Annotated in this window: 22 protein-coding genes; 13 read left to right on the top strand and 9 right to left on the bottom strand. The window is 54.6% G+C overall.

What is annotated here, in order from left to right; genetic code table 11:
- The first annotated feature begins 65 nt into the window (after positions 1-65).
- Positions 66-1,775 (top strand): alpha/beta fold hydrolase, encoded by a 1,710-nt coding sequence (locus tag K6123_RS13735; protein WP_221798684.1) that lies wholly within the window; start codon positions 66-68, stop codon positions 1,773-1,775.
- Here the strand turns inward: K6123_RS13735 and K6123_RS13740 are convergent.
- Complete coding sequence (locus K6123_RS13740) at positions 1,758-4,115, bottom strand: DNA internalization-related competence protein ComEC/Rec2 (RefSeq protein WP_221798686.1); 2,358 nt, start codon at positions 4,113-4,115, stop codon at positions 1,758-1,760. The genes K6123_RS13735 and K6123_RS13740 overlap by 18 nt on opposite strands.
- A 57-nt stretch (positions 4,116-4,172) precedes the next feature.
- Between K6123_RS13740 and K6123_RS13745 the strand changes: the two genes are divergently transcribed.
- The gene (locus K6123_RS13745) at positions 4,173-4,700 is read left to right on the top strand and encodes a DUF2062 domain-containing protein (RefSeq protein ID WP_221798688.1); all 528 of its coding nucleotides are present in this window, start codon (positions 4,173-4,175) and stop codon (positions 4,698-4,700) included.
- A gap of 122 nt (positions 4,701-4,822) precedes the next feature.
- Here K6123_RS13745 and K6123_RS13750 read toward each other — a convergent pair whose 3' ends face one another.
- The 5 genes from K6123_RS13750 to K6123_RS13770 form a co-directional block, all read right to left on the bottom strand.
- Positions 4,823-5,515, bottom strand: a complete 693-nt coding sequence (locus tag K6123_RS13750; protein WP_221798690.1) for an ABC transporter ATP-binding protein — start codon at positions 5,513-5,515, stop codon at positions 4,823-4,825.
- Complete coding sequence (locus K6123_RS13755; protein WP_221798692.1) at positions 5,508-6,758, bottom strand: lipoprotein-releasing ABC transporter permease subunit; 1,251 nt, start codon at positions 6,756-6,758, stop codon at positions 5,508-5,510. The genes K6123_RS13750 and K6123_RS13755 overlap by 8 nt, the downstream gene beginning before the upstream one ends.
- A gap of 274 nt (positions 6,759-7,032) precedes the next feature.
- On the bottom strand, positions 7,033-9,123 hold the full coding sequence (gene dinG / locus K6123_RS13760) for an ATP-dependent DNA helicase DinG (RefSeq protein WP_221798694.1): 2,091 nt from the start codon (positions 9,121-9,123) through the stop codon (positions 7,033-7,035).
- A 4-nt stretch (positions 9,124-9,127) separates the two neighbouring features.
- On the bottom strand, positions 9,128-9,856 hold the full coding sequence (locus tag K6123_RS13765; RefSeq protein WP_221798696.1) for a general secretion pathway protein GspB: 729 nt from the start codon (positions 9,854-9,856) through the stop codon (positions 9,128-9,130).
- Positions 9,856-11,520 carry an ExeA family protein gene (locus K6123_RS13770; protein ID WP_221798698.1) on the bottom strand — a complete coding sequence of 555 codons (1,665 nt, stop codon included), beginning with the start codon at positions 11,518-11,520 and terminating at the stop codon, positions 9,856-9,858. The genes K6123_RS13765 and K6123_RS13770 overlap by 1 nt, the downstream gene beginning before the upstream one ends.
- Positions 11,521-11,983: 463 nt before the next feature.
- On the opposite strand from K6123_RS13770, the gene K6123_RS13775 reads away from it, so the two are divergent.
- Both K6123_RS13775 and K6123_RS13780 read left to right on the top strand, forming a co-directional pair.
- Entirely contained in the window at positions 11,984-12,214 is a 231-nt protein-coding gene (locus tag K6123_RS13775; protein WP_221798700.1) for a hypothetical protein, read from the top strand.
- On the top strand, positions 12,211-12,402 hold the full coding sequence (locus K6123_RS13780; protein WP_221798702.1) for a hypothetical protein: 192 nt from the start codon (positions 12,211-12,213) through the stop codon (positions 12,400-12,402). The genes K6123_RS13775 and K6123_RS13780 overlap by 4 nt, the downstream gene beginning before the upstream one ends.
- Before the next feature lie 53 nt (positions 12,403-12,455).
- Here the strand turns inward: K6123_RS13780 and K6123_RS13785 are convergent, their stop codons facing one another.
- Positions 12,456-13,478 carry a hypothetical protein gene (locus K6123_RS13785; protein WP_221798704.1) on the bottom strand — a complete coding sequence of 341 codons (1,023 nt, stop codon included), beginning with the start codon at positions 13,476-13,478 and terminating at the stop codon, positions 12,456-12,458.
- A 458-nt stretch (positions 13,479-13,936) separates the two neighbouring features.
- Between K6123_RS13785 and K6123_RS13790 the strand changes: the two genes are divergently transcribed.
- From K6123_RS13790 to K6123_RS13820, 7 genes are all read left to right on the top strand, one after another.
- Entirely contained in the window at positions 13,937-14,269 is a 333-nt protein-coding gene (locus K6123_RS13790) for a hypothetical protein (protein ID WP_221798706.1), read from the top strand.
- A 237-nt stretch (positions 14,270-14,506) separates the two neighbouring features.
- Positions 14,507-15,484, top strand: coding sequence for a ubiquinol oxidase subunit II (cyoA, locus tag K6123_RS13795; RefSeq protein ID WP_246624797.1), 978 nt, complete (start codon positions 14,507-14,509; stop codon positions 15,482-15,484).
- A 1-nt stretch (position 15,485) separates the two neighbouring features.
- Positions 15,486-17,474 (top strand): cytochrome o ubiquinol oxidase subunit I, encoded by a 1,989-nt coding sequence (cyoB, locus tag K6123_RS13800; RefSeq protein WP_221798709.1) that lies wholly within the window; start codon positions 15,486-15,488, stop codon positions 17,472-17,474.
- Between the two features lie 2 nt (positions 17,475-17,476).
- A complete protein-coding gene (gene cyoC / locus K6123_RS13805) occupies positions 17,477-18,106 on the top strand; it encodes a cytochrome o ubiquinol oxidase subunit III (RefSeq protein WP_221798711.1) in 630 nt (209 codons plus the stop codon).
- Positions 18,106-18,435, top strand: a complete 330-nt coding sequence (gene cyoD / locus K6123_RS13810; protein WP_221798713.1) for a cytochrome o ubiquinol oxidase subunit IV — start codon at positions 18,106-18,108, stop codon at positions 18,433-18,435. Before cyoC ends, cyoD begins: the two co-directional genes overlap by 1 nt.
- 12 nt (positions 18,436-18,447) lie before the next feature.
- A complete protein-coding gene (cyoE, locus tag K6123_RS13815; protein ID WP_221798715.1) occupies positions 18,448-19,374 on the top strand; it encodes a heme o synthase in 927 nt (308 codons plus the stop codon).
- Between the two features lie 414 nt (positions 19,375-19,788).
- The gene (locus K6123_RS13820) at positions 19,789-21,663 is read left to right on the top strand and encodes a methyl-accepting chemotaxis protein (protein ID WP_221798717.1); all 1,875 of its coding nucleotides are present in this window, start codon (positions 19,789-19,791) and stop codon (positions 21,661-21,663) included.
- On the opposite strand, the gene K6123_RS13825 is transcribed toward K6123_RS13820, so the two are convergent.
- Together K6123_RS13825 and K6123_RS13830 are read right to left on the bottom strand one after the other, a co-directional pair.
- Positions 21,660-22,838 carry a hypothetical protein gene (locus tag K6123_RS13825; protein WP_221798718.1) on the bottom strand — a complete coding sequence of 393 codons (1,179 nt, stop codon included), beginning with the start codon at positions 22,836-22,838 and terminating at the stop codon, positions 21,660-21,662. The genes K6123_RS13820 and K6123_RS13825 overlap by 4 nt on opposite strands.
- Positions 22,839-23,109: 271 nt before the next feature.
- Positions 23,110-24,273 carry a sterol desaturase family protein gene (locus K6123_RS13830; protein ID WP_221798719.1) on the bottom strand — a complete coding sequence of 388 codons (1,164 nt, stop codon included), beginning with the start codon at positions 24,271-24,273 and terminating at the stop codon, positions 23,110-23,112.
- A gap of 227 nt (positions 24,274-24,500) precedes the next feature.
- Between K6123_RS13830 and K6123_RS13835 the strand changes: the two genes are divergently transcribed.
- Both K6123_RS13835 and K6123_RS13840 read left to right on the top strand, forming a co-directional pair.
- Entirely contained in the window at positions 24,501-24,932 is a 432-nt protein-coding gene (locus K6123_RS13835) for a DoxX family protein (protein ID WP_221798721.1), read from the top strand.
- A 457-nt stretch (positions 24,933-25,389) separates the two neighbouring features.
- On the top strand, positions 25,390-26,676 hold the full coding sequence (locus K6123_RS13840; protein WP_221798722.1) for a cation:proton antiporter: 1,287 nt from the start codon (positions 25,390-25,392) through the stop codon (positions 26,674-26,676).
- Positions 26,677-26,719 lie beyond the last annotated feature (43 nt).

Consider the following 26,719-nt stretch of genomic DNA (forward strand, 5'->3'; position numbering starts at 1 on the left):
GGCAATTCCAGCGGCATCTACCAAGTGGTATAAAACGTCAGGAAAGGTGTTCTGGAAGGGAATAAATGAGTATTAATTGTCAACCAGGCCTGCTGGCCGGCGAACAGATCGAGCCACAGCAGATTCGCAACATGGTGTTGTCTGTGATTCGTAGCCAGCAGGATTACAGTGCCATCCTGCAATATATGGAGCCTGTCACCCGAGCTGGCGGCCCACTCAGCAGCGACACCGTGATGGAGCTGGCCCTGCTACTCAGCGATGTCGAACAGCAGGCGGCACTGAACGACCAGCTTTACAATCTGGTCAAGGACGAAAGCTCACCAACGCTGGTATTAACTGAGGCCGGAGTCATCCTCGCGCAGAATCGCGCCGCCGCTACCCTGTTCCACACAACCGACGGCGAAAACCATTCCCGCCTTGGTATCAGTAGCAGTGAATTTGCCAGCTTTCAGCAACGTATCTTCACGCATCGCGGCCCAACCTTGCTGCAAACCTGGCCGGAATCCCGCCAACAGATGCCCTTGATCATGACGGCCTCCTACTACGAGCCACACCATGTTTTTGTGCTGCAATCGCTCGAATGCCGCTGGCCGGAATCCATTGATCATGCGTTACAGGAGCTGTTCGACCTGACGGCCAGCGAGCGCGACATTCTGGCTTGCCTGGCACAGGGCATGACCGCCGAACAAATCAGCGAGCAGCGCGTGCGGGCATTGGGAACCGTGCGCCAGCAAATCAAAACCCTGATGAACAAGCTTGGCACCCATCGTCAGAATCAGGCGGTGTCACTGGCTGCCGCTATTGCCAATCGAACCCAGGGCAATACATTGAGCCACAGCCAGCCAGGGCAGATTTCTTCCCGCCCACTGCAACTGGGAGAATTTGTAAGGGATAACCGGCTGGTGGGCTGGCGTCGTTACGGACCTCGCAGTGGAATCCCGGTGCTTTTGTTACATGGGCCATTTTTTGGCGCCGGAGATTTTGAGCATGACCGCGAGTTGGCGCATCAACACAATTTTTGCGTCTGGATTCCGGAACGTCCCGGCTATGGTCGCACCCAGCCAGCCGGTCGCGACATTGATCCACTCGAAAACCAGCTGCAAGACTGCCTGGAACTGATGCAGCGCGAAAACATTGAACAGGCTTTTCTGCTCAGTCATGAATCTGGCCTGATTCCCGCTTTGGCACTGGCCGAACGAGCACCGCAACGATTTCACGGCTTGCTGGCGGTTTCTCCATCTGGCCATTTCAAACCCAACGTCAACCTCGAAGCCATACCGCGCCAGCAACGTATGCTGCTATGGGCAGCTCGACATGCCCACTGGATGCTGCGCATGATGATTCGTCTGGGCATGGTGCAGGTACGTCAGCTGGGCCCTGAACGCTGGGTGGAAGCCATTTTTGCTGACTCGCCACTGGATCTGAAAGTGCTCAATGAAGACTCAATGCGGCAGGGAAAACTGGGGACCTATCATTACAACTACAGCCAGAACGGCGCCGGACTGGAGCTTGATGTGCAACAAACCACCACGGCGTGGGATCGCCTGGTGAGTACGGTACGGCTTCCCTTTCTCGGAATTATGGGCAGCCAGAACGCCACTACGCCACCAGACTTCGTACGTTCGTTGCTTGATCTGAACGACCAGATCCAGTTACTGGAAATTCCGGAAGCTGGTCAGACACTCAGCCTGTCTCATGCCGACCTGGTCTTTTCACTACTGGCGCAAATGGTCGAAAATCACTACCACAACCGGGCTTCAATCAACCATGCCTGATCTGCGCTGTCGCCAGGGTGGCTGCAAGCGCTCCAGCTGCTGCCACACTGCGCCATTTATCTCCATATGAATCGCCCCCAGATCGGCAGTATTGCGCACGGTGATTCGCCGTTCTTTCAGCCGTTTGATCAAGCCATCGGCTGGGTGGCCATAGCGGTTGTTAAAACCGCTGGAAATCCAGACTTCGCGAGGCCGAACCGTTTGCAGAAATTCCGCTGAACTGCTGCTGGCACTGCCATGATGGGCTGCAATCAGAATATCGGCCTGCAATTGCGAGCCGTACCTGGCAATAAACTGCCGCTCTACCGAGCTGGGAATATCACCGGGTATCAGTAGCCGCTGACCATACCAGTCGAGCATTAACACGCAGGATGCTTCGTTATCAGACAGGCTCGCTGCTTCGATGCGATTAGCTACAGACAACAATCGAAACCGCAGCTTCGCAGGCTCATTTGGTTGCCAGGCATCCGAGTCGTGACAGCTATGATGCTTTCGCGCCAACAAACCCCGATTCTCAACATCCAATAACGCCCGATAGGCATCAGCAGGTTGTCCCAGATAAACAGTTTGCTGGCCAGTCGCAACCTCACCATCAAACTGCTTCAACCATGCATTCAGACCACCGGCATGATCACTGTCGGCATGACTGACAATCAGGGTTTGTGGCGAACTCCAACCCTGCTGTAACAACAAGGGAATCACCACCCGATCAGCCAGATTAAAGCCGTCTGCCGACCCTGCCCCCAGGTCGTACACCAGTTGCTGGTTTTCTGCCGCGACCAACAACGACAGCCCCTGCCCGACATCGGCCATGATCAAACCAGGCGCAACCGATCGAAACCGGCCATCATCCCTGACAAGATTGGTCGCCAACAAAACCAGCAGTGCCGCCAGTGTTAGCAGGCGCAGCCGACTATTCAGCCCCAGCCAGAGCAGCACCAATGCCGCCAGCATTAACAACTGGGCTGCTGGCGGTAACAGCAAACTGGCATCCGTCCATCCCGCCAGCCAATTCAACAGCCACCACCAGATGTGATCCAGCTGTTGTAACAGTCTGTCCAGCCAACCCAAACCGCTCAAGGCCAATAGCAACACCAGCGGCAGCAACACCAACGTCATCAAGGGAATCGCCAGCAAATTGGCCAGCAAAGAAATCACCGGCAGCGGCTGCTGCCAAACCGAGCCGACCAACACCATGGCGGCAAACACCACCAACTGCGGCAAGATGAGCGCCTGCCACCAAACCAGTCGACGCCCCTGCAGAAACGCCAGCAAGGCAGCCACCGCCGCAAACGAATAGCAGAACCCGGCACTGGTATAGATCAGCGGATTAATCAGCAGCACCACAAGCAATGCCAGCCACAACACCAGCCAGTAATTGGGTCGATTCCAGAACACCGCCACGATAACCGCCAGCATGGCCATGACCCAAGAGCGCTGCAACGCGATACCTGCGCCTGCCAACCAGACAAACCCCAGCGTGACCAGCGCACTGGCCGACGCCTGAATGGCCAGATCAAAACGAGCCGATCGCTCATCAGACACCAGCAACCGGCGCAAGCCACCGAACAACAGCAACACCAGAGCGATAATCATGCCCAGGTGCAATCCACTGACGACCAGCAGGTGCACAGTTCCAGTCTGTCTGGCCAGCTGCCACTGCTCTTCGCCAAAGGCTCCCTGCTCACCAAATACCAGTCCATCAACCCAGCCGCGACTGGTAGCAGACAAGTGAGACAAGACGCTTTGCCGCAGAGCGTCACGCAAGCCCGGTTCTGTTGCGGCAGGCTGATAACTCACCAGTTTTTTGATATAGCCGCGGCCATCCAGCTGCTGACGAAGCTGCCAGGCTTCGTAATCAAACGTCAATCCGTTGGCAAATCCCACCCCAGCTCGCAATAACGCCTGAACCTCAAGCTGGTCAGCCACCTGCAAGCGGGGTTCTGACTGATAGAACCCCAGGCTCAAATAGCGCAGTGACGAGGTGTCGCAGGCACGGGTTTCCAGCACTTTCGCCCGGATGCGCTGATAGCGTTCCTGCTGTGCTTCAACTTCCTCAACCTGCAGTTGCAGCACACAGGAAATACGATCGAGACTGGCTGGTAAACGATGCTGCAATTGCCATAAAAGCCATCCCTGCCCCCAGCAAAGCGCCAGCATAAACAGCCCGATGCCCAGCAGTAACTGGCGCGAACCGGTGATCTTGGAACCTCGCCGATACAACAGAGTCAGAGCCAAACCTGCTGAAAAAAGGAAGGCCATCAGGTAGTAAAATTGATGAGACAACAACAGCGTGCCGACAATCAGGCCGCCACTGCAGACGATCAGGATGTATTGCATTGCCACTCCATGGCTTAGTCGGCATAATCGCCGCGCAGTGTCATCACGGCGGTTCCCATGCCCAAAAAGTTATTCAAACGCATCTTCCCGTCCCCGGAAGAAATTCAGGCTAACAAATCCCTACGTTTCCTGGCACCACTGTTCGCCAACCCGAACTTGTGGCATCTCAACAGACGAGCGGTTTCCAAAGCATTTTTTGTTGGTTTGTTCGTGGCATTTTTGCCAATGCCTTTTCAGATGGCGATTGCCGCCCTGTTTGCCTTCTGGGCCAACGCCAATGTGCCGATTTCCGTTGGTCTGGTGTGGGTCAGCAATCCGCTGACGATTCCACCACTGTTTTACGGCACCTATCTGTTTGGTACCTGGATGCTGCAGACGCCGACGCGGGATTTTCATATCCAGCTGTCCGTAGACTGGGTGCTGAATGAGTTGGAGCTGGTTTGGGAACCATTGCTGGTCGGATCGCTGACCGTTGGTATTGTCCTCGGTATCATCGGTTATTTCGGCGTTGACTGGTTCTGGCGACACCATGTCTGGCAGAGCTGGAAAAACCGTCGCAGGACCACTCCGCCGAAAAACAGCTGACCTCAAAAACAGCTGGCGAGAGCAAGTCTGTATCCGTTAATCCGTTAGCCACGCCAAATGCGGCCAATAAAAAAGCAGCTATGGTTAGCTGCTTTTTTTTTGCGCTGCGAATAATCCAGCCGTCAGTCAACCTGATCTTCGACCAACAGCTGATTTTTCAGGCGCAAACACCTATCCATTCGTCGCGCCAGCGATTCATCGTGAGTCACCAGCACAAACGCGGTATCGACCGAACGAATCAACTCCAGCATCAACTCTTCTACCTGAGCGGCCGTTTGCTGGTCCAGGTTGCCGGTTGGTTCATCCATCAGAACCACTTTCGGCTGATTCACCAATGCTCGCGCAATCGCAGTACGCTGACGCTCACCACCAGATAACTCCGCTGGCTTGTGGCTGGCACGTTCTGCCATTCCCAGCCGACTGAGACACTGCATCGCCCGCTCACTGGCTTCCGCCGTTGGCTTGCCACCCAGCAGCAAGGGCATCATGACGTTTTCCAGTGCGGTGAATTCTGGCAACAGGTGATGAAACTGGTAAACAAAGCCAAGACTCTGGTTCCGCAGTCGGGTCCGCGCGGCTTCTGACAGCTGATGAATATTTTCACCACCCAATAACACAGAGCCTTCATCAACTTTGTCGAGGCCACCCAACACGTTCAGCAAGGTGGTTTTACCAGAACCCGAGCTCCCAACAATTGCCAGGGTTTCGCCAGCATGCAGGGTAACCGACACATCTTTCCAGACCGTCACCGACTGCGGCCCACTGGTGTAGGTTTTACGCAGCCCTTCTGCCACCAGAACCGGTTGATTATTCATAACGCAGGGCCTCCGCTGGCTGCACCCGGGAAGCCCGGTAAGATGGATACAGGGTTGCCAGGAAACTCAGCACCAGCGATGAGCCGGTAATCATGGCCACATCACTCCACAGCAATTGCGATGGCAGATAGGAAATAAAATAGACGTCCGGGTTAAGGATATGGAAACCAAAAACGCTTTCAGCCCAGGCTACGATGTCAGAGATAGACCAGGCCCCCAATACGCCCAGCGTCGTCCCCAACACCACACCAACCAGACCAATCGACAATCCCTGCACCATAAATATCGCCATAATGGTCGAGGGTTTCGCACCCATGGTGCGCAGAATGGCAATGTCCGCCTGCTTGTCTGTGACCACCATCACCAGGGTCGAAATAATATTGAAGGCAGCCACGGCAACAATCATCAGCAACAGCAGCCCGATCATGGTTTTTTCCATATGAATGGCCGCAAACAGGTTGCCGTGGGTGCGAGTCCAGTCACTGCCGGAATAAAAGCCGTCAAGGTTATTAATCAGCTTCCAGATCAGCTTTGGCGCCTGGAACAGATCATCAAACTTGACTCGCACCGATTCGGCCTCGCCATTGATACGACCCAGTTTGCCCGCGTCCTGCAGGTTGATAACCGCCAGGTTGGCATCCAGTTCAGCGCCGACTGAAAACACCCCGGCAACCGTCAGTCGACGGACCCTTGGAATCACCCCGGCCGGACTCAGCGTTGCTTCCGGCAACATAAATGTGAGCTTGTCACCTTCGACAACGCCCAGATTACGAGCCAATAACTCACCCAGCAACACGTTGTAACTACCGGGCGTCAAATCAGCCAGCGAGCCGGTTTTGATATGTTCAGGCAAGATCGACACATCGGGTTCGGCAGCCGGGTCGACGCCGGTCACCAGCACGCCTTTCACCCGCCCGTTAACCGCCATCATGCCTTGCAAACGGGTCAGTGGTGCCACTCCGGCCACTCCGGGAAACTCCTTGATTTCCTGCGCCAGCGCCTGCCAGTCCTGAATTCCACCGGCCTTGTAAACCACGCCGTGCGGTACCATGCCCAAAATACGTTGACGCAGTTCGCGGTCGAAGCCGTTCATCACTGACAGCACCAGAATCAGCACCGCCACACCAAGGGTCATGCCCACCATCGACGAGGCGGAAATAAAGGAAATAAAGTGATTGCGGCGCTTGGCGGCCAGATATCGCAAACCGATACCGAGCGGCAAACTGCCTGCTGACAAACTCATGTGTCGTACTGCTCCCGATTACGAACGCGGATTCAAACCTCGCTGGCGGTCCTGCCAGACGGGCTGCGCAAGTGTGCCCGAAGCAGGCCGGAAAGGCCACGTTTGCCCCATTCCTGCGCTGCGGTGCCTGTCTCAGAAAGGTTTACAGGCGACTGGTTCCCGAGAGATGAGATCGAAAGTGGGAAATAAAATAGATAACGGTATAAAGAATTCAGAGGGAATTTGGAACAGACGCAGGCAAGATACCTGCGCCTGGTGTCAATCAGCCAAGGCGTCAGATACGCCGTAACGGCGGCATGGCATCCAGCAGCAATTTGCCATAACGGCTGGAAATCAGTCGCTTGTCGAGGATGCTGACCTTGCCACTATCGGATTCCTTGCGAATCAGACGACCACAAGCCTGTACCAGTCGAATCGAGGCCGCTGGCAGTGTCAGATCCATAAAGGGATTACGGCCGCGGCTTTCGAGCCATTCGCTGGTGGCTGCATGAATCGGGTCATCCGGCACCGCAAAGGGAATTTTCACGATCACCACATGCGTCAGGTATTCACCCGGCAAGTCGATCCCTTCGGCAAAGCTGGCGAGACCAAAGATCACACTGCCTTTGCCACCATCAATGCGCTCTTTATGGCGACGGACGATTTCACTTTTCGGCAAAAAGCCCTGACACAGCAGGCTTTCGTACCAGTCACGAATAAAGGTCTCGCGGGTGGCCTCCAGCTGCGCCCGGGAACTGAACAACACCAGCGTGCCTTTGGTCAGATCAAGCTGGGTTTTAAGCCAGCCCTCAACATCTGACTGGAACTGCTCACTTTTTGGGTCCGATGCCAGCTGCACCACTTCCAGCTGGCCCAGATTCGGATAATCAAACGGACTGGCAACCCTGTGGTAGCCAACCCAGTCCGGCAAACCGGTTTCCCAGCTGAGGTTGTTGAAGCTGTTCAACGCCGTCAGGGTTGCCGAGGTTACGACGGCGCCATGACACCGCCACCAGAGGTTCTTGCGCAATTGATCGGCAACGGCAATCGGTGAGGCGCTGAGTTTGATATCCCAGTCTTCACCGAACGGCGTTTTGGCTATCCAGCGCGCTACCGGAATTTCCCCTTCGGCTTCTTCGGCAGCCATCCAGGTAACGGCTTCCCACAGTGATTCTGCCCGCGCCAACATCATGCCCATCGGTGCCTGCCAGCTTTCAGCGACATCACGACTGAACTCGCCTTCACCCTTGGCATCGAGCGATTGCTGCAGCATGTCGTTGAGTTTATCGAGGCATTGCAGCAACGGCTGCAGCGGCGCCTTGATGTTGTTGAGCAAGTCGCGCAGGTTGTCTGGAACCCGGCCCTGTTCAAACCGCAAACGGTCACGGTCGCCCATCAGGTCAAACACCAGCGGCCACATCAGGCTGAAATGGCTACTGAGTTCGCGACACTGACCCGGCGCATCCTGCAAGGCATACAAAATGGATGGCGGCATGCTGGTCGCGCCGACAAACTGCTCAACCCCCTGCTCCAGCTGCTTGAGCCACTGGCGCTGGGCCCGCACACCGAATTCCAGCCGGAAGTGATTGAGCGCCTTGTCGGCCAGGTGATGGCCTTCGTCGAACACATAGATAGTCTTTTCCGGCGCTGGCAACACAGCGCCACCACCGAGACTCAGGTCCGACAACACCAGATCGTGGTTGGCGACAATAATGTCAGCATCTTCCATGGCCTGACGGGCTTTAAAGAAAGAGCAGTTATCAAACTCAGGGCAGCGTCGATTGGAGCATTCACGATGCGTCGCCGTCAGGTGACCCCACTGACTGTCGGAAATTTCCTCACCCCAACGGTCGCGATCACCATCCCATTTGCCAACGGCGTATTGGCTCAGCATGGATTCGTACAAATCCCGATCCTGCTCTTCTGGCGACTGCTCGAACAGATCAATGGTCGAGAGAATGCCGGACAGCTGTTGCAAGGCCTTGTCGAGTTTTACCAGACACAGATAACGACCACGGCCCTTGGCCAACGCGAAGTTAAACGGCAGCGAGATATGCTTTTTCAGATTAGGCAGATCCTTGTCGAGAATCTGTTCCTGCAGGGCAATGGTGGCGGTGGAAATGAGCAGTTTCTTTTCCTGTTCAATCGCCAACGGCAACGACGCCAACAAGTAAGCCAGGGTTTTACCCGTCCCGGTACCCGCTTCCACCACAACGATACCAGCGTCGTTATTGCGCTCGCCCTTGTCGTCGGTTTTGACCGAGCCCAGCGCCTTGGCGATTTCCGCGATCATCACCCGCTGGCCCATACGCGGCTTGAGATCAAGCGCCTTGATCAACTCACGGTAGAGCGCCTGGATTCGTTGTTTGGATTCGTTACTTAACACACTATTACTCAATTGCTTGCCAGCCACGGCGGCGGCTGATCGTCAGCGGATAACCGTCGACGTCGATAATCAGACCATCAGAGGTAATCTGGTCCACATAAATACCCGGGCGAATCATATCGCCCTCATGAAAACTGTCGCCGTTCAGCGTCACACTACGACTGCTGACGTCCGGTCCATAAATGTGGCCGGTGACATCGAGCGTTGGAATTTTTTTCAGCGAGCTTAAGGGCGGCAACTGACGAACTTCGACCCTGGCAGTGGCCATTGCGGGTTCTTGTTCGACTGATATAGCCGCCGGAGTCGCTGGCGCTGATTCAACAAGATCAGCAGACTGAGGCACAGGCGGTGGCGTTATGGACGACACAGAAGCCGCAGCAGGCGGAATTGGCGGCCGCTCGGCCGGATCAATCCGCAGCACAATCGCCGGATTCAAGGTCGCCACCACTGGCGGCTGCACCACATGAGTTTCGGACTCGGGAATCACATCCGTTACGACTGCCACTGGCTCAGCGATCTCTGCCGGGGTTACTGACTCAAGCGCATGATCGTCACCTGACAGTCGATAGACAGACCAGCCCACCACAGCAATCAGCAGCAACACCGCAACCGCGATCAGAGGCAATGGCAATTTGGCCTGGGTGATCACAGTCGTCTGAACCGGCACGCCCTCAGCTGATCCCGGTTTGCCTTGCTGTTCAGACTTTTTCAGCGCATCCAGAATGTACGACATCAGGAATCACCTCCGTCGTCGCTATTCGCCTGCTGAGACTGCTGCGCCTGTTGTTGCAGCTGGCGCTGGATATAGATCAGCGTCTGTGGACCAATAATGCGGTCAGCATTGAGACCGTTTTCGGCCTGAAAGCGAGCCACCTGAATCTGGGTAATGGGGTCGTATACCAGAGGGTCCAGTGTCAGCGGTTTTTCGCCGCTGGGGCCAATAACTTCCCAATTGGCATGCGCTGCAACACCTAACGCCCGCCGCACCCAATCCACTACCAGAGATGACTGGCCGGGATAAATGGCCTGCTGATACCCCACTGGCGGCTGCCACAACAGCAGCGCTTTCTGGTTGCTGGCGTTGGCAGCATGATCAGCAAACCAGTCCGGGCCATAGACCCATGCGTTGTTTTGACGAATGACCAATTGGTACTGCACACCTGCCAGCTGCTGGGCGGGCCACTCCACTTCCAGGCAATGCCAATCTTCAACAGCCAGAGTTTCACAATCGCCAGCAACCAGGCCCATCGACCCGCTGAGGAATTTTGCGGCCCGGTCTTTTTCTGATTCTGGTGGCAATGCAGATGGTTCAGCCGCGCTCATAGCCAGGGAATCCGGGGGTTGTGCCGTATTGGTTGCTGGTTGTGGGTTGGTTTGCGGCGTATTGGTGTTTTGGTCATAAGCCGACGGCGCAATCCAGCTGGCCAGCTGTGTTCTCACAGAATCCAACCCGCCAGCCTGTTGCAGCAGCAACACCAGCACACACAAAGCCAAACCACTGGTCAGCCAGGACAACTGACGCAGCTTGCGATCAGTCGCTGTTACAGCCGGTACGGCAGTTGCTGCGGAATCTGTTTGAGCAACGGAGTCCGGCGCTCCCAGAACTTCCGTCAAGGCCGTTTTTGCCGTAGCCCGATCAACATGCTGTTTGCCCTGAGCGAATGCTCCGAGCAAGGCGCGGTCAGCGACACTGTTGATCAACCGTGGAATGCCCTTGCTGCCCTGCCAGATGACTTCACAAGCAGCGGGTTCAAACACGTTCTGCTCACAACCGGCCAACTTCAGCCGATGAGCCAGATAATCCGCCGTTTCTGCCGGTTGCAGATGATTAAGGTGATAGCGGGCAGTAATACGCTGACTCAGCTGGCGCAGCTGATGCGACGCCAATACCTCACGCAGCTCCGGCTGGCCGACCAGAATCAGGGTCAACAATTTGTGATGGCTGGTTTCCAGATTGGTCAGCAGCCGCACTTGCTCAAGCGTCGCCGCTGGCATCGCCTGTGCTTCATCGATCAGACAGATAACCCGCTTACCGTCAGCGTACCAACCCAGCAAGGCTTCATTTAACTGGCGATACAAGGTCTGCTGGGAATCCTCTGCTTGCCAGGGTAACTCCAGCTCATCAAACAAGGCGCGCATCAACTCCAGCGGCGACAGCAGCGGATTGAAGATGTAGGCGGTTTTGAATTCGTCACCGGTCTGTTCCAGAAAGGCCCGACACAGCGTGGTTTTACCCGTACCTACCTCGCCGGTCAGACACACCAGACCGCCGTGACCTGTCAGCGCATATTGCAAATGGGCAAGCGCTTCCTGATGGCCAGCGGAAGGAAACAGAAATGATGGATCAGGCGCGATAGTGAACGGAAATCGTTCCAGCCCGAAATGACTCAAGTACATGCACGACTCAGCAGCGGATCAATCAGCGCGCCATCATACCGGAAGTTGGGAGGCAATCGCACGACTAGCGTCGCCAGACGCCAGACGCCAGACGCCAGACGCCAGACGCCAGACGCCAGACGCCAGACGCCAGACGCCAGACGGGAGCATTATTATAGGCTGGGCCATGCCCAGCAAATGTTGGGCGCGGCCCAACCCACACAGAGTCGGGACTTGGAGATCGAGCGGGCACACAGACCCGGAAGCCGCAGGAGGGAATTCATTCCCGAAACCAGGGGTAACGTTGGGCGCGGGCCAACCTACTCTAGAGCCTGCCCTGCCCACCCAGACCCCAAGCCAGAACAATCCCACACCTGGAACAGTCCGATGAAAATTACCCCTATTAGTTTTTACTAACAACAAATAAAAGGAACTCAGCTAGAATAAAACCATCTACCAGAAACCATTTATCAAGGAGCCCACGATGACCTGGACCACTGTCCTGGTGCTGACAATTGCCGTGTTTGCTCTGGTAGCACTCGGTTGGTTCAGCCCCATAGCTGCAATTGTTCTGAAAGGCCTGCTGTCGGCCGCTATTATGGCTGGCCTCGCACTGCTGCTGTTCAAACGTCAGCGCACCATCAAAAAACAGTACGCGACCTATCGCGCACATCAGATCACTAACAAGCATACAAATAACAAGAGGACCCAATGAAAAACAACGCCATCCAGAAAACCATCCAGTCATTTCTGCTGGTTTCGGCCGCCTACCTCACCGTTCCAGCCACCGCAGCAAATACCGCGGAAGTTTTCGATAATCTGTTGACCACCAGGACGTCTGAACTGAGCCACGACAAACAAGACACCGACTCATCCCGCGCCAAACCCTCTCTGCAAGACTGATCACACCGGCGGATTTTGCTTGCAGAAGGCCAGTCAAAAGATAACGGTATAAATCAGAAAGGCAATGCCAGTCGCAAATTGAAGTCGGCATCGCGAACATTCGCCATGCGGTAATCGTCCAGCTTGAGATCCAGCGCCAGGTACTTCCAGCCAACTCCTGCGCCCAGCTGTCGACTGGAATAGATGCCACTGTGTACCGACCAGCTGTCAGCCAGTTGCTGCCGGACAGTTGCGCCCACTCGGCTATAATCGCCCTGATGATAGAGATTGATTCCCAACTGCAAGCCCTTCAATTGCGGAGTCCAGCTCAGATTAATCTCTGTCGCCGGGCGCAGCCGACCATAGAAGACTTCCTGACCGGATTTACCCGATGCCGTCGCACTGCTGGTGCAGACGCTTTGGGACGGAGAATCAAAGTTGATACAGGCGTCGGTGTAGCCGGAGTCTTCCATGCGCCAGAGGTTCCACAGATCATCGATCTGGCCGCGCAGACGCCACTGTTCGGCAATTTGCCAATCCACACCCAGATTGAAACTCAGACCCCAACCAGCGGCAGGATCAACCTGATACTCCAGCAGTTTGTCTTCATTAAAGTGATAATCGAGCGTCGCAGAGGCACTGCCAGACGATCCAGCCGCCGCCCAGCCATTCAAGTGACCAAATTGCCAGGAGTCGGCCCGATAAACCGTCACCGATGGAGTCAGCTTCAAGGACTGTTCAGTCAATTCAAACTGCTTTCCAAAATTCAAGCCCGTGGCGGTAATGGCACGAATGTCCAGTCGCAGTGATTCGTCCTGTTGAAGCGCTTCACCCGTCTCGGAAGCACGGTAATAACGCGCCATTCCTTTTGAAAACGACAGGTCGTAATGCCAGCGTCGCTGCCATTCCAGTAGCCAGTGCGAACCTTGCGGGTCACCGACCAAAACACCAAGACGCTGACGGGCATCGGCATAAGCGTACTCACCATCCTGAAACCCACCGTCCCAGCCATGGATCATATCGCGCAGCGAAACCGCCGCTGAACTGGCGACCAGTTTGGTGTCGGAGTACAGCTCATCAGCGTTTGCAGATGGCATCCAGACCGTTGTGAATAGAAGTACGCCCAGATTCAATTTGTGTTGCTGCAACACCGGATACCACCTGCCAGCCTAGGAAAACCGCTCTTATACCAGCTGAATCGCCAGATGCCAGCACAGCAACACATTTTTGCTTTGTCAGTCGGGCTATTTGTTTCGGGCAAATATACCCCCTACATAAACTCCGAATTAATTACATATATTAATATTCCCATATGATTATCTTGATATTTATAAGCCACACAAATACTAAGACATTTACAATTCCTGACTGAAACTGTTTCGATTTATTGAATTCCTATAAACCGTTGAAAATGAAAAGTTTTGACGCGCATCAAAAATTGGTTATAGTCGCGCCCACTGCATCAAAATTCCTCTAATAAGCAGACAAAATGTGACCTTCCGGCACAAAGGCCGGTATAAGAGCCATGGCCTGTATTAGAGGACCCAGTATTTATATGAGCCACCATTTCCTGACCAATCAACTGACGAGACACCTGCTCACTCTGGCTGCCCTGCTGGCGGCTATGACTGCGGGCGTTGGTGAGCTGGTTACGGAACTGAGCAGCATCAGCGACCTGTCGCTGCTGGATCTGCGCTCACTGCTGTCCGTGTCGGAATGGAGCGTCATCAACAGCTTGTTGATCAGCGCACTGTTCTGGATCCTGTTTCTGGAACGTCGTGTTCCTCGTTGTTTTCTTACTTTTCGTACCCTGTTCCGCGAACCATTACATGGTATTCGCCGGGGTCTGGAATCGGCTCACAGCAGCCGCGCACCACCACTTTTTTAACGCTCAAGTCACATATCGGGTAGCTGCTATATAAGCTGCTGCCGGCGCTGGCTTATGCGTTCCCCTTTGCCGATTTAACCTTTCAATAACTGCGGTTATATGCGCAGTTATAGCCGGGTTATATCGTCAACTTCAGCGGTTCAGTCCGCAAATTTACCGACTTCACAATTGTGTTGCGGAAATCTTTTGCCCATTAACCAAGGTTCGATAATGAAAAACGCCAGGAACAATCGGCTTTTGGCCGTATTTCTTGTCGCCGGCAGCGTATTACTGTCCGGGTGTTCGGGAGGTATTCTCGACCCCAAAGGACAGGTAGGTGTCGACGAGAAGAATCTGATTCTGATTGCTACCGGTTTGATGCTACTCGTGGTGATACCGGTTATTTTTATGACGCTGTTTTTTGCCTGGAAGTACCGTGCCAGCAACACTCAGGCGCCGTACAACCCTGAGTGGTCACACTCTAACAAGATCGAAGCAATCGTCTGGACCATTCCGATCGTTATCATCCTGGTGCTGGGTACCATTACCTGGATTTCCACTCACGATCTGGATCCATACAAGCCGCTGGAACACGACAAGAAACCCCTCGAAATCGATGTTGTGTCCCTCAACTGGAAATGGTTGTTCATCTATCCAGAACAGAACATTGCCACCATCAATGAGCTGGTGATTCCGGCTGGCCGTCCGGTGAGCTTCAAGCTGACGTCCGAGTCAACCATGAACTCCTTCTTCATCCCTCAGCTGGGCAGCCAGATTTATACCATGGCGGCGATGACCACCAAGCTGCACCTGATTGCTGACGTACCAGGCACCTATAACGGTTTCTCTGCCAACTACAGCGGCTCCGGCTTCAGCGAAATGAAGTTCGACACCGTTGCAACCAGCACAGATGCCGAGTTCGACAAGTGGGTAGCCAAAGTGAAGGCGGCTCCTGCCGTACTGAGCAGCCAGGAATACGACAAGCTGGCGGTGCCAAGCGAAGGCAACCCGGTTGCCCACTACGCCTCCGTCAAGCCAGGTCTGTTTGACGATGTCGTGATGAAGTACATGCAGCACCACGGCGCTACACCGTTTACAGATCAGAAAATGGATCACATGTCTGCGACCAGCATGCACAAGCACGCTGAGCACGAAGGCCATCAGGCGACTGCCGAGGAATCCATGAACCCAGCGGCAATGCCAGCAGAAACCATGCACCAGGAGGCCGGAGAGTAATATGTTCGGAAAACTCACTCTCGATGCCGTTCCGTACCACGAACCCATCATCATGATCACGCTGGCTATTGTCGCCGTGATTGGTGCGGCACTGGCCATCGCAATTACCAAGTATCAAAAATGGGGCGTGCTGTGGCACGACTGGATCACCTCGGTTGACCACAAACGCCTGGGCGTTATGTACATCGTACTGGCGCTGGTTATGCTGCTGCGCGGCTTTGCCGACGCTATTATGATGCGGACCCAGCTGGCCGCTGCCACCAATGGCGCGGAAGGCTATCTGCCACCGGAACACTACGACCAGATCTTCACCGCTCACGGTGTGATCATGATCATCTTCATGGCCATGCCTTTCATGATTGGCCTGATGAACATCGTGCTGCCACTGCAAATTGGTGCCCGTGACGTTGCCTTCCCGTTCCTTAACAACCTCAGCTTCTGGCTGGCGGTTGCCGGTGCCCTGCTGGTGAACATCTCACTGGGTGTGGGTGAATTTGCCCGTACCGGCTGGGTTGCTTATCCACCCTTGTCTGAGCTGGCCTACAGTCCCGGTAGTGGCGTCGACTACTACATCTGGGCGCTTCAGATATCCGGTATTGGTACCACGCTGACCGGGGTTAACTTCCTGGTAACTGTGATGAAGATGCGCACCCCGGGCATGAAGCTGATGGAAATGCCGATTTTCACCTGGGCCTGTACCTGGGCCAACGTGCTGATTGTGGCTTCCTTCCCGATCCTGACCGGCGCGCTGTTGATGCTGACCATGGACCGTTACTTCGACTTCCACTTCTTCACCAACGACCTTGGCGGTAACGCCATGATGTACATCAACCTGTTCTGGGCCTGGGGTCACCCCGAGGTGTACATTCTGGTACTGCCAGCGTTCGGTATTTTCTCTGAAATCATGGCGACCTTCTCTGGCAAGCCACTGTTCGGTTACAAGTCGATGGTCTGGGCCAGCGGTTCGATCGCCATTCTGGGCTTCATCGTTTGGCTGCACCACTTCTTCACTATGGGCTCAAGCGCCGATGTAAACGCCTTCTTTGGTGTGATGACCATGATCATCGCGGTGCCAACCGGCGTGAAGCTGTTCAACTGGCTGTTCACCATGTACCACGGTCGTGTGCAGTTCACTCCACCGGTACTGTGGACTCTGGGCTTTATGGTGACCTTCAGCATCGGCGGTATGACCGGCGTACTGCTGGCGGTACCGGGTGCCGACTATGTGCTGCACAACTCGCTGTTCCTGATCGCCCACTTCCACAACACCATTATCGGTGGTGCGGTATTTGGCTACCTGGCCGGTTTCTCTTACTGGTTCCCGAAAGCCATGGGTTACAAGCTGGACGAGAAATGGGGCAAGCGCGCCTTCTGGTTCTGGCAGATCGGTTTCTTCGTGGCCTTCATGCCGCTGTACGTATTGGGCTTCATGGGTATGACCCGTCGAATCAACCATACCAACAACCCTGACTGGAACATCTGGCTGTACATCGCTGCCGTGGGTGGTTTCATCATCGCTCTGGGCATTCTGTCCCAGCTGATCCAGCTGTACGTCAGCTACAAAAACCGCGAAGCCCTGAAAGACACCACCGGCGACCCATGGAATGGACGTACGCTGGAATGGTCCACCATGTCACCGCCACAGTTTTACAACTTTGCGGTTGATCCAAAAACCGACGGTGTTGATGCCTTCCACGGCATGAAGAAAAACGGCACTGCCTACCAGCGCCCTGGCAGCTATGCACCGATCCATATGCCACGCAACACCAGCGCTGGTTTCATCATGGGTATGTTGCTGACGGCCTTCGGCTTCGGCTTTATCTGGCACATCTGGTGGCTGGTTATCGCGACCTTCGTACTGACGATTGTCACCCTGATCAAGCGTAGCTACGACAACGATGTCGACTACTACGTCCAGCCGGAAGAAATCGAAAAAATCGAAGGCGAGCACCTGGCAGCCATCCAACAGCAATCTCTGTTAAAGGCCTGAGTATGACGACTAGCGCTATGACACATGGTGCTCACGGCCACGACGCCGGGCACTCACACGACGACCATCACCACGACACCAGCAGCACCACGCTGTTTGGTTTCTGGGTGTACCTGATGACCGACTGCCTGTTGTTCGCATCGGTCTTCGCGACCTACGCCGTGTTGTTTATGAACACTGCGGGTGGCCCTTCCGGCCACGACATTTTTGAACTGGACTATGTGCTGGTTGAGACCTTTGCACTGCTGTTCTCCAGTATTACCTATGGCTTCGCCATGATCAGCGGCCACAAGGGCAACAAGCAGGCCACCCTCACCTGGATGATGGTGACCTTTGCCCTCGGCGCCGTGTTTATCGGCATGGAAATCAACGAATTCCATCATCTGATCGCCGAAGGCTTCGGTCCTGACCGCAGCGCATTCCTGACCTCGTTCTTCTCGCTGGTGGGTATGCACGGCTGTCACGTAACTGCCGGTCTGATCTGGATGATCGTGCTGATGCTGGAAGTGAAAAACCGCGGCCTGCAGCCACGCACCATGACCCGTCTGGGATGCCTGAGCCTGTTCTGGCACTTCCTCGACATCGTCTGGATCTGTGTATTCACCGTTGTTTATCTGATGGGGGCCGTGTAATGAGCCAACATACTCCTGACGCACACGCTGACCACGGCAGTGTCGGCTCCTACGTCACCGGTTTCATCCTGTCAGTGATCCTGACCGTGATTCCGTTTGGCCTGGTAATGACCGAAGCACTCGACAAGGTCGCCACCATCTGGATCTTCGTGATCATGGCGATCGTACAGATTGCCGTGCATCTGAAGTACTTCCTGCACCTGTCATTTGTGACCGAAGAAGGCAAGCTGAATACTTTCACCTTCCTGTTCTCGGCGCTGATTATTGTGCTGGTTGTGGGTCTGTCGATCTGGATCATCTACGCGTCCAACGCCATGATGATGGGCTGACGGGAGGCATCTATGAAGCCTTCTGGCAAGCCTTCTGCCGAGGGGCCGCAAGGCCCCTTCAAACGCTACCTGACGGTGACCAAGCCAGGCATCATCATGGGCAACCTGATCGCCTCCGCAGGCGGATTTTTCCTCGCCTCGCGCGGTGAAATCGACTACCTGTTGCTGCTGGCAACCGTGGTAGGCCTGTCGCTGGTGGTTGCCTCTGGCTGTGCCATCAACAATGGCATCGACCGTGATATTGACGGCCATATGCAGCGCACCCGCAATCGCGTCACCGTTACCGGCGAAATGTCGGTACTGGCCGCGGTCGCCCATGGTGTGGTGCTGGGGCTGCTGGGCTTCGGCCTGCTGGCCTGGCAAACCAACACCATTACGGTGCTGTTTGCCGCCTTCGGTTTTGTGGTTTACGTCGGTCTGTACAGCCTCTGGCTGAAACGCTCATCCGTTTACGGCACGCTGATTGGCAGCCTGTCTGGTGCGGTACCTCCGGTGGTCGGCTATTGCGCCGTCACCGGCAGTTTTGACGTAGGGGCGGGAATTCTGCTGCTAATGTTCTGCCTGTGGCAGATGCCCCACTCCTACGCCATCGCGATTTTCCGCTACGACGACTACAAGGCAGCCGGTATTCCGGTACTGCCGGTCGCCCAGGGCATCGGCAAGACCAAACTGCACATGGTGTTGTACATCATTGCGTTTGGGCTGGTCACTGTCCTGCTGACGGCCACCGGTTACGCTGGTTATGGCTACCTCGCAGTGGCCTGTGTCACCAGCCTCTGGTGGCTGGTACTGGCGCTGAAAGGCTGGCAGGTTGAAGTGGACAACAGCGGCTGGGCAAAACAGGTGTTTATGGTCTCTATCGTGACCATTACCGCTCTGAGTATTGCCATGGCAGTGGACTTCCACAGCCCTGCGCAACACTGGCTGACTCTGGGTTAATCCCGGGGTCACCCCCTATTCCTTGGCTTGGCGGACACGGACAGCCGCCCCGGAAAGAGTCGTCATAGACCAGCGTTGTTACGGGCACCCAGACCACCCGTAACGGCGTCATTCCATGGCGACTCTGCAACCTCACTATCCGACTTCATGAGGGTGTGGTTTGATGGTGAGGCTCCCAAAACCCCCGATTGGTTGGGCCGATCGGGGGTTTTCTTTTACCCCGTTACGTATTTATCCCCACTCCGTTTACCAGCAAACCGTTCACCAGTAATACAGCCACCAACAACATTCCCACCACCTCCCCCCATAGCCAGAACCCCGGGATTAGCCAGCCGTGACGCGCTGCGACCTCCTCGCAGTCTGGCCGAATTGGTCTAGGCTTGGGAGAAAGTATGCCTCGACCGGAGAAACCTGATGTTTATTGACAAGCTCAACATCAGAACCAAACACACACTGATCCTGCTTCTGGTGATTGTCGGACTGATCATCACCTCTGCCCTGACCGTTTTGCAGTTCACACAACTGGTCGACCTGGGCCACGTGCTGTATCAACAAGAGAAAATTAACAGTGACATGCTGATGCTGCGCCGCCACGAAAAAGACTTTCTGGCCCGCAAGGATCTGAAATACGCCGATGAGTTTAAACAGCAGGCGGTTCAGACCAGCCAGAACCTGCAGCAGCTGCAACAGGAAATGAACACATCAGGGCTGGAGACCAATCTGGTGAACCAGCTGTCATCACACATAACCCGTTATGAAAGCGTATTCAGTGAACTGGTAAAACAGCAGACGGAAGCCGGTCTGGACCCGGAAAGCGGCCTGTATGGCGCGCTGCGCACGGCCGTCCATAACATTGAGCAAACCGCCAAATCCGCTGACGATTACGAAGTCCTCTATTACATGCTGATGCTGCGGCGCCACGAAAAAGATTTCATGCTGCGCTCGGATCCTAAATACATCGACAAATTTAACCAGGGCATTGAAGACTTTCGGGCGGCACTACCAACCAGCAGTCTGGCTGGCAACAGTACCGTCACACAGCAGCTGAATGCCTATCAAAAGGACTTCACCAATCTGTTCAACAAGGAGAATCAAATTGGCCTGAGCCAGGACAAGGGGCTGCGTGGTGAAATGCGTTCTGCCGTACATCAGACAGAAACCGGCTTTGAAGAGCTGGCGTCCTACATCAGAACGACCATGGAAACCAAACGTCAGGCGATTTACACCAATATCACCATCAGCATTGTGATTACCTTTTTGATTGTCTCGATACTGACAGTACTGGTATCGCGCGCCATTTACCGGCCAGTACAGGATATTACCAATCGTATTAAACAGATCGCGGGCGATCTCGACCTGACCCAGATGACCGCCCATCAATCCAACGACGAAATCGGTGTCTTGTCCCATGCGTTTGACTCGCTGATCAAGACCCTGCGCGACACGGTTCATCAGGTGAAATCCGGTGCTGTCGAGGTGGCGTCAGCATCCGAAGAAATGTCAGCGATTACCCGCGAGGTTGGCCACGCCAGCCAGTTGCAACAGGACGAAGTTGTCCAGACCGTGACGGCAATGAACGAAATGACCGCGACCATCCAGAATATTGCCGGCAACGCTCACGAAGCCGCCAGCGCAGTTGGCAGGGTGCACGACGAAGTTAATCATGGCCGCAAAATTTCCGATCAGGCCCGCGACGAAATTGAGCATCTGAACAAGGAAGTACTGGAAGCCAGTCAGGCCATTGAAAAGCTGCAGCAAGACAGCGCCAGTATTGGTGCCATTCTCAATGAAATTAACGGCATTGCCGAACAGACCAATCTGCTGGCGCTGAACGCTGCTATCGAAGCTGCCCGTGCCGGTGAACAGGGCCGCGGATTTGCCGTGGTGGCCGATGAGGTTCGCACCCTGGCTCAACGAACCCAGGAGTCGACCGAATCGATCCGCACCACCATCAGCGAATTCAACAAAGGTACTGCCGATGTGGTCAGCACTGTGCTGAAATCCCGTGAACGAGCCCAGGCCGGTATCAGCAAGGTCCGTGACGCCAGTTCAGCCTTGCAGGTGATCTACGAAAACATTACCAGCATCAGCGACCTTAACAATCAGGTCGCCACTGCGGCAGAACAACAAAGCTACGCTGCCGAAGAAATCAATCGCAATATTGTTCGGGTCAACGAACTGGCCGACAGCAGTCGCAGCCAGGCCGCCCAGGCTGCAGAAGCCAGCCAGGCGTTGGCCGCGCTGGCCACTCGCCTGACCGACACGGTGGAAAAATTCACTGTGAACTAACCATCAGCGAGCACAGCCGCCGGGCTAACACACTGATTCAGCAGACTTGCCAGCCGGGCATCGTTAACCTGCCCGGCCACCAGCCGAAAGCGTTGTATTAATGGTCCGGCAAAATCTGGCTGCAAATCGAGTGGCAGCCAGTGTTCCAGCAAACAGGCCGACATACCAGGGTCACTGAGCGCAAGCTCCAGCGCGCACAAGGGCGCAAACGCCTCACCGAATATTTCGCTCTGGCTCACCACAAATTCACACAAACCGGCCACCAGCGGTGTCAGCTCTGCTGTTGGAGACTGATCGTCACCAACCACGTCTAGCAAGGAATTATTGATCGCCAGTTCAAAACCATGGCGCTTGCCCAGCGTGCGATTGAATTGTTGCAGCCGGGGCTGATCAGCCTCCAGCAATTGCGGCAACAGCCGACTCTCAAGGCTCACAGTGGCAGAACCGGCAGGCTGCAGCAAACACCATTGCGATAACGTTCGAGCCATATTGTGTTTACGCAGATAACGCTTGTATTGCCGTTGCCAGCTGACAAAACGCTGAATCAGCTGAATTTCCGCTGGCTGCAACCAGCGTGGTTCGTCCAGCCGTCCAGCCGCTTTCTGCAACTCAGGAGCCGCCACAAGCTCCTTGAGGTCGGCCAGCTCCAATAACGCCTGCGGCAAACAGCGTTGCCATTGCTCATAATGCAGCAACCGGACATCGGCAAAACTGCCGTGCAAGGTCGACACCCAGTCAAGTTGATCGATCAGAGAACATTCCGCCAGAAAGCTTTCCAGCGCATCCGTATTCCCGCCCTGCCGCACGCTTTTTTCGAACCGCGAATAGCAGTAAGGCAACAAATCCCGTACAAACACCAGAATTTGTAGCTCAATGCCTTCCCGCTGGGCCGCTTGTTTGAGTGCCGCCAAAGCCTTGCTGTCCCACGTCATTGGATTGGCCGACAACAACAGTCGTGGATGTCCGGCAAACAGTTCGCCAAGGCGAATCTGAGCCACCGGCAAACTGCGCAAGGATTGCAGCAAGTCCGCAGCGTTACTGGCATCCGGCGCTTCGGCGAGGGGGTAAAAGAGTCCGGCTGCCAGCAACTCCTGTTGCTGCACCAACAGCCAGCGGCGCAATGTCGAGGCTCCGGTATGTTCGTCACCGAGATGAAAAATCAGCTGCTGCGGCACTATTGGCACTCCTGTTGATCCCGTTTCATGGAAGAGGAATTGCAAAAACAGCGCCGCTCACCGAGATACTGTATATAAAACCAGTTCTCGATAGAAATGGCACCGTGCAGCCGACTTGCCCGAATTATTTAAAACCCCGCTTTCGAACCCGCCAGAGCAGGTCAATGATCAGGTTTTTTGCTGAGCGACCTGCCTGACTGCGAGTTCCAGCCCAACCTACCTGGCAACAAAGTGCCTTCGCAACCAAATACTGTACAAAAACACAGTATCACTATTCAAACCGACTCTTGATCAGCTGTTTGCCTTCCTTCAGCGGGTAAAGCAGCTGCCCAAGCACCGTCTTTGGCAACGGCGACGTCGTTCCATATTCAGCAGGCCAATGTTGTTTGGGGAAATGGCAGGTACGGAATAGCAGATCAAACAGGATGGTATGAGCACCATAGTTGGTATCCAGGGCAGGATCTTCAGAGCTGTGATGCCAGTGATGAAACCGAGGCGTTACAAAAACGTATTTCAAAGGGCCAAAAGGTATGCGCGTATTGCAGTGAATCAGCACCGCCTGCAATGCTGCGAAGGTGACATAGACGTTCAGTGCGGCAGTGTCGACTCCGGTCAGGTACAAGGGCACCATGACCAGAGCCCGTTCAGAAAAGACCTGAACAAAATGCCCTCGTGAACCCGCCAGCCAATCCAGCTGTTCAACCGAATGATGGACCGCATGGATAGGCCAGAGAATCCGCACTTCGTGGTACAGGCGATGCTCCCAGTACAAAACAAAATCGGCCGCCAGAATAATGAATACAACCTGCAGCCACAGCGGTAATGCCTGCACCCAGCTCTGGAAGTCCGTGCTTACCGCCCAGTTGAAATGGCCAATATGATAGTTTGCAAACAACAAAATGGCTGAGATCGCCAGATGGTTGAAGCAGAAATACACCAGGTCTACGTCCCAGTCCGGCCGCAGAATCGGCTGGTCACCATACTGAGGCAACAGTTTCTCCAGCGTCATAAAGATCAATACCGAGCCCAGAAAAGCCAGGATCATCCAGTCGACACCCAGTGTCAGCGAGCGAGCCTCAACCGGGCCGATGGGTATTTGGTATCCCCCCAACGCAAACGCCAGTAGTGTCAACGCGCTGCCCCAGATACCGTATTTCCGATAACGTCCACGATTGAGCAGCAGACTAAGGCAGCCAAGCAATAACGAGAAATACATACCGTACTTCAGAATCTGTTGCAGAACCCGGGCATCGTAAACCTGACGTAGCTCAGTGGTCGTCAGCCAGGCAGGATAGAGATAGGCCAAAACCGTGAGCAAGCTCAGGATTCCAAGCGTGAGTGAACCGACGCCACTGATTTTTCCTTCGCCGAAACGAAATTCCCGCTCTGGTTGTGGCTGTACCAGACGTTGCCGATATTGATATTGCGGTTTCAAGCCCTTGCTTCCTGCAAAAATTAGAGCGTCGCAGCATACTTTGCCCGCGGTGCGGGGTCCGTGAAAAGTTTCACCCATCACTATTCAGAACCCAGGAAAACCGTACCCACTTCCCAAAAACCTGATAAACACCGGGCACTTATGATGATTTCTTGATTTGGCTACTTACCCGGTTACAACGAAAGTGCATGCTATTGCTTATCGTTGATGTATCCAGGAGCAGCATTATGAATCTGATCAGCCGTAGCGATTTCGCAATCAAGGCAAGTAATTTCAATATATTCAATGGACTGGTGCTGATGCGCATCGCTTGTGGTCTGTTTATGTTGCCACACCCGTTCGGCAAGTTTGCCGATGGTGCTCCGGCCGCCGGAACCGTGGCGTTTTTCAGCAAAGTCGGCTTTCAACCCGCAGAATTATGGGTCTGGATTGCCGGCGCCTCTGAACTGGCTTTCTCGCTTCTGCTGATTGCTGGCATTTGCACTCGCTGGGCAGCGCTGGGACTGGCTTCCGTGATGGCGGTGGCTGTGTATTCCATTTATGCACTGAAGGGATTCGTCTGGATGAGCACCGCGGGAGGGTTCGAATATGCCGCATTTTTCGGCACCATGTTGATTGCACTGGCGATAACAGAATTCAAACGTCACCCACTGTTCTGAGCCCATTTTCCTTACATTTTATTACCTTCAATGATTGCAGCGACCGCCTCTCCGGCGCGGGATATTCAATTCCCGGTCGCTGACATCATATATCCGTCAAACAGCGGAACTTTCCATTGTTTGCACCTGTCCAGACTGCTCAAATTCAGGTTATATCTGCTGCCACTAACTTTTTGATTCTGACTGCCTTTGCCGGTTATGCCAGACCCTGCCACTCGCTGGCAAATGTCTGAGATCAGCATCTGTAATCAGCAAGTCTGACGGTATCGATATAGCCGCAGCTGGAGCCTGTCTCCCGGCGCAGAACTAATAAAAACACTGACTCCCCCGACCGCAAACTCTTGTCGATCGCCTCCCAGCCAGTGACACCGAATCAAGGATCTTGTAACCGCGCAGCGTCATCGCGGCCTGCGTTTCCCCAGGGATGTTTGTTTAATAATTAATCTGGAATCCATCCATGAATGCATGGTACCTGCTCTGCTTCCTGTCGGCCCTGGCTGTACTGATCGCCTTTTCCAACCAGTACATCCTCAAACTTCAGACCACCATCGCGATCACCACTGGCTCTGTGCTGATCTCATTACTGCTGATGCTTTCTTACAATCTGGTCGGTGATGAAATCGCTGCACCCGTTACCCAGGCGATGAGTACCATCGACTTTAACCAGCTATTACTGAAAGGCATGTTGGGCTTTCTGTTGTTTGCCGGGGCGCTGGAAATTGACCTGCACGCGCTGCGCAAACAACGCTGGGAAATCACCATTCTGGTGTTGTTCTCAACGCTGGCGTCGACCTTTATTGTTGGTTACCTCGCCTACTGGCTGTTAGCTATGTTGGGATGGCCGGTACCGCTAATTTATTGCTTGCTGTTCGGCGCCCTGATCAGCCCTACCGACCCGATCGCCGTACTGGCAATTATCAAGCAGATGAAAGCGCCGGAAGGCATTTCCATTCAGGTGGAAGGTGAATCACTGTTCAACGACGGTGTTGGTCTGGTGGTGTTTACCACCATCTTTGCGGTGGCTTTCTCAGGCACTGAACCAACGTTCGGCAGCGTTGCCGAGCTGTTTATGGGCGACGCCGTCGGCGGCATCCTGTTTGGCTTTGTGCTGGCACTGATCGGCCATGTATTGCTGTGTAACTCGCTGCAGAACGCCAACATCCGCCTGCTGATTACCATGATGATTCCATCGGCCGGTTTTGCGCTTGCCAATCTACTGGATATTTCCGGTGCGCTGGCAATGGTGGTTGCGGGTATCTTTATTGGTAACGTGACACGCGCCAAGGTCGCCAACCCGGATGACCCGATGAGTTCGCATTACATCAACAGCTTCTGGCACGCCACCGACAGTTTCCTCAACTCATTGCTGTTCCTGCTGATTGGTATGATGCTGGTGACCATGCCGGTTTCCATGGCCGAAGTTGGCCTTGGTCTGTTGATGGTACCTGTGGTGCTGCTGGCGCGTTTTATCAGTGTCGGCATGCCGTTCAGCCTGTTCCGTCGCTACCGCAGCTACGACGTCAATTCCGTACGGATTCTGACCTGGGGTGGTTTGCGTGGTGGTCTGGCGCTGGCGATGGCAGCGTCGATTCCAACCGGCAAAATGGTGCTGAACGGGGTCGATATCCATAACCTGATTCTGATCATCACCTACATTGTGGTGATTTTCTCAATCGTGGTGCAGGGGCTGACGATTGCGCCGATGATTCGCACCAGCATCAAGGCTGCTGAGCAGGCCAAATAATCAGCGGCTGATTCGCTCCCACGCTCCGGTATCGGCGCGCGTG

The organism is Oceanobacter mangrovi (assembly GCF_019740315.1).
GTDB lineage: Bacteria > Pseudomonadota > Gammaproteobacteria > Pseudomonadales > Oceanobacteraceae > Oceanobacter > Oceanobacter mangrovi.